The sequence below is a fragment of the Brevibacterium sp. HMSC24B04 genome (genome assembly GCF_001806835.1).
Taxonomy (GTDB): domain Bacteria; phylum Actinomycetota; class Actinomycetes; order Actinomycetales; family Brevibacteriaceae; genus Brevibacterium; species Brevibacterium ravenspurgense.
Genome location: NZ_KV786099.1, coordinates 1,896 through 13,848, shown reverse-complemented (window position 1 = coordinate 13,848; position 11,953 = coordinate 1,896). Strand labels below are relative to the sequence as shown.

Below are 11,953 nucleotides of genomic sequence, written 5' to 3'. Positions count from 1 at the left end.
CGCCTGCCGGAATCGAACCGGCGACCTATTCATTACGAGTGAATCGCTCTGCCGACTGAGCTAAGGCGGCAACTCGGAAAATGATACTCGAACGCCAGGACAAGAGCAAAACGAACAAAGCCCTCGCGCACCCACCCAGTAAGGTGACAAGGGGCAACCCCACCAGCCGCATGACAGGCGGCACGCACACACAAGTCGACAGCAAGCAAAATCAGAACAGGGAACCACCAGTGGACAGCACGGAACTCGACCGATTCATCCGCCATTTCCGCACGCTCGTGGAATGCGAATCACCGTCGATGGACCACTACGCCCTGTCACAGTCCGCCAGAGTTCACGCAGCCGTCGGCAAAGAACTGCTGGGCGTGGCGCCGCGGATCATCACGGTTTCTGACACTCCCCACCTGCTGTGGCGGTTCGGCACACAGCCGCGGAAAGTCGTCATGCTCGGCCACCACGACACCGTGTGGCCCATCGGCACACTCGAAACCATGCCATTCGCCGTCAACAAGGGCGTCATCACCGGCCCCGGCACCGACGACATGAAGGGCGGCAACCTCATCGCCCTGTACGCCGCCGCCCGCGTGCAGAAGAAGCTCGGCTCACTCGATGGGCTGTCAATCTTCATCAACGGCGATGAGGAGCTCGGCTCACCATCGTCACGCCACCTGATCGAAACGGAGGCCCACGGGGCTTCGGCCGCCTTGGTCTTCGAATCCGGCGGGCCAGATGGTGAGCTCAAAGCTGCGCGCAAGGGCGTTGCACTCTACGGCCTGAACATCACCGGTCGGGCCGCCCACGCGGGCGTTGAACCCGAACGCGGCATCAACGCCACTGTCGAAGCCGCCCACCAGATCCTCACAGTTGAACGGCTGAACGACCCTGCGCTGGGCACGTCTGTCGTCCCCACCGCCATGCATTCGGGCACCACGACCAACACCGTGCCGGCCGAGGCGCAGCTCGACATTGATTCGCGCGCACTGACGGTCGCCGAACAGCTGCGCGTCGATTCGGCACTGCATTCACTGACCCCAAACCTGCCGGGGGCGCTGGTCGAACTGACCGGCGGCATCAATCGCCCGCCCATGGAAGAGCGCTCCAGCCGACCGCTGATCGAACTGGCTCAGCACATCGCCGACAGTCAGGGACTGCCGGAAGTACGGCCGATTTCGGTTGGCGGAGGGTCCGACGGCAACTTCACCGCCGGTATCGGAGTGCCCACGGTTGATGGTCTCGGCACGGTCGGCGGGGGTTCGCACGCTGATGACGAACACGCGCTCGTCGACTGGATCGGTCCGCGCACCACGCTGACCGCCGGCATGCTCGAACACCTGCTGACAGAAGGTCTGCCAAGCTGAGCCGGGCTGGACTGAGCCAGGCTGGACTGAGCCAGACCACTCTGGGCTGACACGGGCCGTGCTGAGCCCGGGTCAGCCCAGAAGGCTCACCAACCGCGTTCGGCCAGGCGGTGAGGTGCGGGGAGGTCAGCGACGTTGATGCCGACCATCGCCTCACCCAGGCCGCGGGACACATCCGCGATGACGGCAGGGTCGTTGTAGTTCTGCACGGCGGTCACGATCGCTTTGGCACGGGCTTCGGGGTTGCCGGACTTGAAGATGCCCGAACCGACGAAAACGCCGTCAGCACCCAGCTGCATCATGAACGCGGCATCGGCTGGGGTGGCGACACCGCCGGCGACCAGCAGCGGAACCGGCAGGCGGCGTGCGCGAGCGGTTTCGACGACCAGTTCGTACGGCGCCTGGAGTTCCTTTGCGCGAACGTAGAGTTCGTCGGGTGCGTTTTCGTACAGGGCCGCGATTTCGTTGATTTCGCGGTTGAGCGTGCGGATGTGCTTGGTGGCTTCCGAAACATCGCCCGTGCCGGCTTCACCCTTGGAGCGGATCATGGCGGCGCCCTCGTTGATGCGGCGCAGCGCTTCACCCAGGTTGGTGGCACCGCAGACAAACGGGACGTCGAAAGCGTGCTTGTCAATGTGGTTGACGTAGTCGGCAGGGCTGAGGACTTCGGATTCGTCCACGAAGTCCACACCGAGCGACTGCAGCACCTGCGCTTCGACCTGGTGGCCGATGCGGGCCTTGGCCATGACGGGAACGTCAACGGCTTCGATGATCGAGTCAATGAGATCCGGGTCGGACATGCGGGCCACACCGCCCTGCGCGCGGATGTCGGCGGGCACACGCTCAAGGGCCATGACCGCGCACGCACCGGCGTCGGCGGCAATGTGGGCTTGCTCGGCAGTGACAACGTCCATGATGACGCCGCCCTTGAACTGGTCTGCCAGGCCTCGCTTGACCATGCTCGACTGAGCGGCTGTCTGATGTCCGGGTGCTGCCATGGGAAATCCTTTCGGGCTTCGGCCGCTTGGGCGTGCGGTGCCTGCGACATTTGCGGCACTGTGCCGGGGCGGCCATCTGATGTGACTTCGCCCATCGTGGCCCGCAAAGCGGATCAAAGCCAGGTCCAGTTCTACATCCCAGCATTAGACCACTTATCCGGCGGTCAGCTACTGTCTGAGCATGGCCCGCACCCCTCGCCCAGTGACGCTGCCTGTGTCCGTTGATCGCAGCACAAGCGTTTCGCTTCCCGTGCAGATCGCCGGTCAGCTGCGCTCCCTGATTGAAACCGGGACTCTCGTTCCCGGCACCGAACTGCCGTCAACCCGCAGCCTCGCCCGCTTAGCAGGAGTATCGCGCGGCACGGTTGTCGCCGCCTACGAACAGCTGACCGCCGAAGGGTGCATTGTGTCGGCAGAAGGCTCTGGCACGATCGTCAGCCCCGACCTCGCCGCGGTCCCACGCCCAGCGGCAGCCGAGCACCCGCCGACCCCAACCAAGCTGCACAACCGCGGGCAGGCACCTCGGACATCCCGCGAAAGTGAGAGTGAAGACGCAGCGGCCGACGAGTTCCGTGCGAACGGCCTGGTCGACGCGGCCTGCCGGAGCAGCCGTGGCAGCGCAGGAGCGAGCTCCACCTCGCCGATCAGCCTCCTGCCCTCCCGTGTGGACGGCTCTGGGGTGGTGTCGCCCACGTGGCGGGCGGCCTGGCGGTCGGCCGCGCGTGAAGCCGAAGAAGACTTCCGGGAGGGGAGCTCAGAACCACTGGGTCTTGCCGAACTGCGAGTCGCTTTTGCCGACCGGCTGCGACGTGTGCGCGGTATGCCCGCCTCTGCCGAGCGAGTTGTCGTCACCGCGGGTGCTCGCGACGGCCTTCGCCTGGTTCTGGACTGTCTGCAGCACCGAATGGGACGAGGTGGAGACGCGACCGGGTCGGCAGTGTCAGTTGGACGGCCAGTGCTGAACATCGGCATTGAGTCCCCCGGGTATCCGGGCCTGCGACGAGCTGTCGAGGCTTTGGGGCACCGGCTGATTCCTGTGCCCGTTGACGATCACGGGCTGGTTCCCGAGCAGATCCCAGATGGTCTGGACGCTCTCATTGTGACGCCGTCGCACCAGTACCCGCTGGGCGGTTCGCTGCCGCTGGCCAGGCGCCTGGCGGTATTGGCTGCAGCCGAAGCACATGGGTTCGCCGTGATCGAGGATGATCACACCGCCGAGTTCCGATGGGACGCAGCGCCTTTGCCGACTTTGGCTGGGCTTGCGGTTTCGGAGCGCGCACCGGTCGTTCTGCTGTCATCATTGGCGTCGCTCATCAGCCCCGGTATTGCTTTGGGCCACCTGCACGTGCCGGTGGAGTGGATCGATGATCTTGCGGTTCTGCGCGCACAGCTGGGTGCGCCGGTGAGCCGGATTCTGCAGCGGGCAGTGGCTGGACTCATTGAGTCGGGTGGTTTGGAACGTCACGCGGCGGCGGTGCGCGCACAGCATCGGATCAAGTTGGATGTTGTGCGGACGGTGCTGGGGCGGGTTCCCGGATTCCATGTTGACGAGGTGCCGGGCGGCCTCGCCGCTGTTGTCACGGTCGATCTGCCGGAAGCTGAGCTGGTTGCCGCGGCTCAATCGCACGGGGTTCGGGTGCAGCCGCTGTCGGAGTACTGGGCTGGACAGCTGCCTGACGGTGTGGATGACGGTGGACTGCCGGATGGGATCGTTGTTGGCTTCGGCGGGCCGGAGAGTGAACTGCACACGGGACTTCGCGGGCTTGTGGAGGCTGCCCGCTCGCTGAGGTGATGTGTTGCGGGCTGCAACACGGTGCTCCGTTTGCTGGCAGCGCCGTTCCTGCGTTCTGCTCCCGAGCGCGCGGACTCAGCCCACAGACTCAGCGCGTCGTGTGAGTTTCCAGCCAGGGGTTGGCCAGTCCGATGAACGCGGCTTCGACGATCAGCAGGGGTGCGGTGTTGGTCTGCAGGCGTTCGCGGGCCAGTTCAAGCACGTTGATGCGCTTGAGCGTAGTTGTGGCGTCGTCTTGTGCAGCGATTTCGCGGATGAGTTCGGCTTCGCTGATGTTGATGAGTGTGTCGCCGCTGCCCAGCTGGGTCAGCAGAACATCGCGGTACAGCGAAAGAAGTTCCAGCATGATCGAGTCGAGTTCGTCAGCCCGTGCGCGAACTGCTCGACGCTTCTGTTCTTCTTCTAATTTCTTTACCTGCGGGCGCAGAGCTGGCGGCACTGCTTTGCCGGGTTCGACTCCCAAGGTTTCGAGCAGTTCGGCGCGTTCTTTCTCAGAACGGGCTTTTGTGCGCTCTTCGGCACGTTCGGATGCAGCTTCGACTGTTCGCCCCGCCAGTCGCACTGTGGCGCCGACGGATGTGAGCCGCTGAGGGATTTCGAGGATTCGGCGGCGAGCCTGCGCCGCATCGTCGTCAAGTGCCAGATGTTTGGCCCGTCCGATGTGGTTTTGGGCGGCGGCAGCAGCCCATTTGGCTCGCTCGGGGTCGACGCCGTCGCGGTTGACCAGCAGCTGGGCGACGGCTTCTGCCGGAGGGATGCGCAGGCCCACGGTCCGGCAGCGCGACCGGATGGTGGTCAGGACGTCTTCGGGGCTGGGCGCGCAGAGGATCCACACCGTGGTCGGCGGTGGTTCTTCGATGGCTTTGAGCAGTACGTTGGAGGTGCGCTCAGCCATACGGTCAGCGTCTTCGATGATGATGACGCGCCAATCGGCGTTGACCGGTGAGCTTTGCGAGGTGCTGACCAGCTGGCGCACTTCGTCAATCGAAATGACGGATTTTTGGGTGCGCAGCATTGTCATCGATTCGTGCGTGCCGGACAGGGCTCGCTGAGCCTCCGGGCTGAGGCTTGCGCCGTGGTCCTCAGTGAGCAGCGCGGCGGCGAAGGCCCGGGCCGCATTTGATCGGCCCGAACCGGGTGGGCCGGTGATGAGCCACGCGTGTGTCATCCCCTGGCCGGCAGCAGCAGCGGACAGTTCGCTGATGGCTGCTTCTTGGCCGACGAGGTCGTCCCACACACTCACCGTTTGCCCCTGCGGGCCTGACGTAGACGTTCACGCGCCTGACGCTCGATTTCCGCCTGTTTGCGCAGCTTTTCAGCGCTTTGTTCCGGCTGGGACGGCAGGATGCGAGTTGCGGCATCGTCGTCAGCGCTCACAGACGGTGTGTCCGGAAGGATCGTGTCAGCTTCCGGCACGGGAGCAGGTTTCGCTTCCGGCTTCGGCGGAACACTGCTGTCAGAGTCTGCGGCAGTGTCAGCGCTTTCAGCACTGCCCGCAGCGGTTTCGACGTGTTCCGGTTCAGCGGACTCCTGCTGTTCCTTCGCGGGTTTCGACTGAACGTCAGCTGGCTTCTGGCCTTCGCTTGCTTCCTGCGATCCGTCAGCTGCCTTCTGCTGTTCTTCTGCCGGTTTCACGACGGGCATCTGCGAAACCGCCGGACCCTGCGCCGCAGCTGACTGGCCAGACGCGCCCTGTGAGCGCTGCTCTGATTCGGCAGGAACATTCTCAGCTTCGAGCGAAGGCATGGCCTGTGTGGCATCGGGATCGTCCGATGTCAGCAGATCCGCTGAGGAGCGTCGCTGCGTTTGCGAGCCCGGCTGCTGCGCCTGCGGCCTGCGGCCCAGGCCCGCAGCATCAAGTGCCGCATCGAGAGCCGCGGCGATGTCCTCAGAGACCTTCTGTGCGGGCTGATCGGCGTTGATGACCACGTAGCGGTGCGGGTTTTCTTCCGCAAGAGACAGGAAACGTGCGCGCACTCGGCCACGGAACTCTGCGGACTGTTTGTCCAGGTGATTTTCATTGCCGCGCTGTGATGTGCGCTGTGCGGAGGCTTCTGGGGAAATGTCCAACAGCAGTGTGAGATTGGGCATGAGCCCATCAGTTCCCCACGCGGACAGGGCGAAGATGTCTTCTTCTGCAAGTTCGCGGCCGGCCGCCTGGTAGGCAAGCGAGGAGTCGATGTAGCGGTCGGTGACGACGACTCCGCCGGACCTCAGGGTGGGGTCGATCAGCGAGGCCACGTGGTGTGACCTGTCGGCGGCGTACAGCAGCGCCTCGGACTTCGGGGTGACTCCCTGGCCGTCGAGAATTGCGGCGCGGATCTGCTTGCCCTTGTCGGTGCCGCCGGGTTCGCGGGTGGTTTCGACATTGTGCAGGCCGCGGTCGGCCAAGTGCTTGCGGATGAAGTCGATCTGCGTTGTCTTGCCCGAACCGTCGGGACCTTCGACCGCGATGAAGAAACCGCTCTGCGCAGTCCGCACGGAGGGCGTCTGCAGGCCGCCACCGGACTGAGCCGCCTGCCCACCGTGCCCAGCAGGTGCGGCCGGTGCGTGCGGCTGTTTGGGGCCGTGCGCGCCTGCAGAACCGGCAGACTGACCCGGTTGCCCGTCTGCTGTCCGCGTGCGGAACGCGTGGACGATGTCGACGCCGATGCCGTGAATACCGGTGGGTGAGAACAGGAACAGCGCGATGATGCCGCCGACGGTGGCCAGGAGTCCGACACTGGACACTGCGACTGCAGAGCCTGTGATGTTCCAGGTTGAGGCTTCGCTGAGCACAACTGTGAAGCGTGCGTCCAGGCTGAGGATGAGCAGTGTGATGATGGCACCGATGCCCAAGCCGATGCGCCGCGACACCTGGTAATCCTGTGCTCGCACGCCCACTCCGACGGCGAAGGCAGCCGCGGCGAACAGAAGCGCGGTGCCGGAGACTTCGTGGACCATGCCGCCGAGGATGGCGAGGATGCCCGCACCGATAAGCGAAAAGGCGGTGAGCCTTGGCCGGGTCATGCCGGGAGCGAAAGTCGGCCCCGCCTCGTACCCGGCAGCCCAGCCGACAAGCACAGCACAGACCATGAGCCCGAGGCTCATGATGCCGAACGATTCGTCAGATGCGGTAGGGACGATCACCACGAAGATTGAGCCGATCACGCCGAACAGCGCGTACACCGGCCACGGGGTGCCCACATCTACGTGGGCGCGAGCCTGTCGCAGCGCACGGGTCAGCGGGAACGCCCCGGTGGAGGGAATGCGGGAGCGCTGCAACGGCGAAACGATGATGAGCACGCCGGCCAGGATGATGACAATGCCGGATGCGAAGACCGTCCATGGCACGGCGGGCATGCCGGCGCCGATGCCCGCCCGAATCTGGGCGACCGCGCCGATGAAGAAGAAGATCACTGCAGACACGGTGCCCGCACGCCAGGGCTTGGTGTGCAGTTCCGGGGTGTGAATGACCTGCAGAGAAATGAGCGCACCGAGGAACAGCGCAGCAATCGCACCCATCCACACAGTTGAGTACACGCCGAAGACAATAAGGGTGATGCCCGTCAGCACGGACGTGATGGTCAGAATCAGAGTGCGCTGCGAAAACTCCATCGAGCGGACCCGCTTGAGCGGCAGGAAACTTCCAATGCCCAAAAGCACGATGACCGCCAAGTACGCAGGATTGGCGAAATTGCGGTTGAAGTCGCCGTCAGCTTCGCGCTGCACAACGGCTGCGAGCGCGCCCCCGCGGGCCGAAGATGCAAAGCCCACGACACCGGCCAGAGAATACGTCAGCAGGACAGAGGACATCACGGCCAGCCACGTCGCGGCTTCAAGAACCGCATGCCCGATGACACCGCGCTGCGGGGTGATGGCCGCAATCCGGTCAGAGGTGTCTGCGTTCGGGCCGCCGAAGGGCTGCTTGGCCGAAAGCCTCTTGTCATTGCTCATCTGATGACCTCCTGTGTCCTGACAAACCCAGCCTACGTTGACCCTCTGACACGACGCTGAACACACACCGTTCGAAAGCGTCCCGCTACAGTGTTTTCGTGTCGACACTCCATTTTCTGCCCCGAGGTCACGACGACCCGCTGACCACGCTGTCCCTGGCTCGCGTGCTCCTCGACTCGGTGCGTGCGGGGCGCAGGCCCGGTGCACTGCGCATCTACCGGCCCGAGTCGACCGTTGTGTTCGGCGGGCGTGACCGGTTCCTCGCAGGGTTCGACGACGCGGTCGGCAAGGCGCGCGAAGCCGGGTTCACTCCCCTGCTGCGCACACTCGGCGGACGAGTTGCGGCCTACCATCACGGCAGCCTCGTGATCGACCACGTGGAGCCCGCAGACCAGATGTTCACGGGCACCCAGGCGCGCTTCACCTCGTTCGGTGACATGTACGTCCGCGCCCTGCAGTCGGTGGGGATCGACGCGCGGCTCGGGGAGATCCCCGGCGAGTACTGTCCCGGCGAGCACAGTGTCAACGTCGCCGGAAAGATTAAGGCAATCGGCACGGCACAGCGGGTGACGAAGACGGGGTGGCTGTTCTCATCGTCGGTCATCATCACCGACCCGGCCCCCATCCGCTCCGTGCTGACGGATGTCGAGGCGGCACTCGGGGTCGACTGGGACCCCGCGACCGGCGGGTCGATCAGCGAAGTCCATCCGGACGTCACTGTCGATGCGGTCGAGCAGGCCTTTCTGGCGGAGTATGCGCGTGGCTATGACCTTGAGCCGTCGGAGTTTTCAGCCGAGGAAATTGAGGCGGCCGGCGCGTACAACTCGGTCAGCCAGCTCGAATCCACGCGCTAATGCAGATTTGCGCTTTAATGCAGCGCATCAGCGCGTGAAGTTGCATTAAAGCGTGAGAACGGCCCGCCGCTCCGCACTCCCCCGCCCAGCCCGTTCACGCAGTTTTACTCTCAGTGAAACGGTGAGTTCACCAGCGAGTACGACGGTGAATAGGTTCGATTTCGGCCTGCAGAAAGTTGACCCGTGAAGTTCACTCGTCTTGCCCCCGCAGTACTCGCCGCCGGTTTGGTCGCCGGCGTCGGCATCACCCCCGCTGTTCTCAGCGCATCCGGAGACACGACCCCGGCAAACGCGCAGACGGCCGCTTCCGGCGCCTCGTTCGCCCGGACCGCGACCTACCCCGTCTACGAAAACCGCCCTGACGGCGTCGACATCGCAGACGAAACCGTTGCCGAGATTTCCGACATCTCCGAAGACGGCAAGACGATGGTCTACACCGACGCTGCGGGCAAGCGCATCGGATTCCTCGATGTCAGCGACCCCGGCAAGCCGAAGGGACTCGGCACTGTCAGCCTCGCAACCCTTGGCAACGCGGACGACGAACCGACGTCTGTCGCGGTTGTCGGCGAATACGTGCTCGTCGTCATCAGCGAAACCGGCAAGGACTACGAAAACCCCAAGGGCCGCGTTGACCTCATCAAGCTGAGCGACCACAAAAAGGTCGGCTCCTACGATCTGGGCGGCCAGCCCGACTCGATTGCCATCAGCCCCGACGGCAAGCGCGCCGCAATTGCGATTGAAAACGAACGTGACGAAGACAAGGGCGACGGCGGGCTCCCCCAGCAGCCTGCCGGCTTCATCCAGACGATCAAGCTCGAAGGCGACCCCGCCGCGGATTGGAAGCCCGAACCTGTTCGCTTCCACAATGAGGACGGCACTCCCCTGCCCAAGGTCGCCGAGGCTGGCCTTGACACTCCTGAGGACCTCGAACCTGAGTACGTGTCGATCAACAGCCGCAACCAGCTGGCCGTCACGTTGCAGGAAAACAACGGTGTGGCGATCATCGACCTGAACACCAACGAAATTACGAGTGTTTTCAGCACCGGCAGCGTTGACCTTGAGAACGTCGACGCTAAGAAGGACAAGCTCATCAAGCCCACGGACTCGCTGAAGAGCGTGCCGCGTGAGCCCGATGCGATTGCTTGGATTGACGATGAGCACCTGGCCACCGCCAATGAAGGCGACTGGAAGGGCGGCAGCCGCGGATGGTCGGTTTTCGACAGCAGCGGCAAGGTCGTGTGGGATGCGGGTTCGTCGATTGAGGACATCGCCAACCGCTACGGCCTGCACAACAACAAGCGCGCCGAAAAGAAGGGCCCGGAAATCGAGGGCATTGCAACGGCCACCATGAACGGCACCCGCTACGCCTTCGTCGGTTCGGAGCGTTCGAACTTCGTGGCCGTGTACAACGTCGACAACCCTGCCGAGCCCGAATTCGTGCAGCTGCTGTTCACCACCAACGGTCCGGAGGGCATCCTGCCGGTTGAAAACCGCAACATGCTGCTGGTCTCCAGCGAGGTCGACGAAGCCAAGAACGGCGTGCGTTCGGCCGTCAATGTCTACCAGCTGTCGGAAAAGAAGGACCCGCAGCCGTCAATCGTGGCGGATAAGTCCGAACTGGGCTTCAGCGCTCTGGGCGCTCTGACCGCCCACCCGACTGACGCGAAGACCCTGTACGCCGCATCGGACTCCGCGCTGGCCGAAGGCCGCGTGTACACGGTCGATGTCAGCGACAAGAACGCACCCGCCCGCATCACTGACGCTCGTTCCGTCATGCAGGACGGCAAGCCTGCCGAGGGCCTCGACATTGAGGGCATTTCCGCACGTGAAGACGGCGGCTTCTGGATTGCCTCAGAAGGCAAGACCGGTGACAAGAATGCGATTCACCGCACGGACGGCGAGCTCAACATCGAAGAGACCATCGGCCTGCCGGACGATGTTGCCAAGCACGTCGGCAAGTGGGGGCTTGAGGGCGTTGACGCAATTGACGACGGCAAGGGCGGCGAATACGTCTACGCCGCAATCCAGCGTCCCCTGTGGAAAGACCCCGAAGCCAAGCCTCTCGAAGGGCTCGAGGGCGACAACACTGTGCGCATCGGCCGTTACAGCACCACCGACAAGACCTGGGAGTGGTTCTCCTACGAACTCGACTCCACTGACAAGGACGGCGACTGGATCGGTCTGTCCGAACTCACCGTGGTCGACAAGAACACCCTCGCCGTGATCGAACGCGACAAGCAGAACGGCCCGAACGCTGCGATTAAGCGCATCATGAAGGTCACACTGCCTGATGGTGCTGAGGCGGGCGGTGCAGTTGAGGCTGATTCGGCTGACGAGGCGCCAATCGCCGGCAGCGGCACCGCTCCGGGTGCCGACGGCTCGGGTTCGGGTGGCGCGGCCGGCGCTGCAGAGGAAGGCGCAAAGCCGCAGAAGGTCAAGAAGGCTGTTGCGGTTGATGTTCTGCCGAAGCTGCAGGCGCTCAACGGCTGGACGCAGGAAAAGCTGGAAGGCTTCACCATCGCGGCTGACGGCGAGGCCTACGCCGTCACCGACAACGACGCTCTCGATGACGCAACCGGTGAAACTGTGTTCCTGCGCTTGGGCAAGGTCTTCGGCGAAGATGCGCCTCCTGCAGAGGAAGAGCCGGGCGATGACAACGCTGACGGCCCCTCCGATGACCCCACGGGCGGCTCTGAAGACGGCGGCCAGGAGGGCGGCACCTCGGGAGACTCTGGTGATGCTGGCTCTGATGACGGCGCAGATGAAGCCGGCGACGAGCCGACTGACAAGGCCGGCGACAAGGCCGGCCCCGAGGCGAAGGCGCCCTCCTCGAAGGGCGGGGCTCTGCCGCGCACGGGTGTGAGCATCGCTGCGGCACTTGCTGCGGCCGCTGTGTTCATCGGCGGAGGCTTCGGCCTGCGCGCTTTGGCTCGCCGCCGCGGCTGATACTTAGCCCCGCCCGCTTAGCCGACAGGCCAGATTCACGCTTTAATGCAACCTCACGCGCAAATGCGC

At 64.3% G+C, this 11,953-nt stretch carries 7 protein-coding genes and 1 tRNA gene; 4 read left to right on the top strand and 4 right to left on the bottom strand.

Going from position 1 to position 11,953, the window contains the following annotated elements; translation table 11 throughout:
- Nucleotides 1-70: transfer RNA gene (locus tag HMPREF3092_RS08260), tRNA-Thr, on the bottom strand.
- 160 nt (nt 71-230) lie between these two features.
- Here HMPREF3092_RS08260 and HMPREF3092_RS08255 point away from each other — a divergent pair.
- Entirely contained in the window at nt 231-1,358 is a 1,128-nt protein-coding gene (locus HMPREF3092_RS08255) for a M20 family metallopeptidase (RefSeq protein ID WP_141737998.1), read from the top strand.
- Nucleotides 1,359-1,444: 86 nt separating this feature from the next.
- Here the strand turns inward: HMPREF3092_RS08255 and pdxS are convergent, their stop codons facing one another.
- On the bottom strand, nt 1,445-2,356 hold the full coding sequence (pdxS, locus tag HMPREF3092_RS08250; protein ID WP_070424550.1) for a pyridoxal 5'-phosphate synthase lyase subunit PdxS: 912 nt from the start codon (nt 2,354-2,356) through the stop codon (nt 1,445-1,447).
- Nucleotides 2,357-2,537: 181 nt separating this feature from the next.
- Between pdxS and HMPREF3092_RS08245 the strand changes: the two genes are divergently transcribed.
- Nucleotides 2,538-4,148, top strand: a complete 1,611-nt coding sequence (locus HMPREF3092_RS08245; protein ID WP_083274333.1) for a MocR-like pyridoxine biosynthesis transcription factor PdxR — start codon at nt 2,538-2,540, stop codon at nt 4,146-4,148.
- An 88-nt stretch (nt 4,149-4,236) separates the two neighbouring features.
- On the opposite strand, the gene HMPREF3092_RS08240 is transcribed toward HMPREF3092_RS08245, so the two are convergent.
- Both HMPREF3092_RS08240 and tmk read right to left on the bottom strand, forming a co-directional pair.
- Entirely contained in the window at nt 4,237-5,391 is a 1,155-nt protein-coding gene (locus HMPREF3092_RS08240; protein WP_070424548.1) for a DNA polymerase III subunit delta', read from the bottom strand.
- On the bottom strand, nt 5,388-8,084 hold the full coding sequence (tmk, locus tag HMPREF3092_RS11525) for a dTMP kinase (protein WP_070424547.1): 2,697 nt from the start codon (nt 8,082-8,084) through the stop codon (nt 5,388-5,390). The genes HMPREF3092_RS08240 and tmk overlap by 4 nt, the downstream gene beginning before the upstream one ends.
- A gap of 98 nt (nt 8,085-8,182) precedes the next feature.
- Here tmk and HMPREF3092_RS08230 point away from each other — a divergent pair, with 98 nt between their 5' ends.
- Together HMPREF3092_RS08230 and HMPREF3092_RS08225 are read left to right on the top strand one after the other, a co-directional pair.
- Nucleotides 8,183-8,938 (top strand): lipoate--protein ligase family protein, encoded by a 756-nt coding sequence (locus HMPREF3092_RS08230; protein ID WP_070424546.1) that lies wholly within the window; start codon nt 8,183-8,185, stop codon nt 8,936-8,938.
- 183 nt (nt 8,939-9,121) lie between these two features.
- On the top strand, nt 9,122-11,884 hold the full coding sequence (locus HMPREF3092_RS08225; protein ID WP_070424545.1) for an esterase-like activity of phytase family protein: 2,763 nt from the start codon (nt 9,122-9,124) through the stop codon (nt 11,882-11,884).
- Nucleotides 11,885-11,953 lie beyond the last annotated feature (69 nt).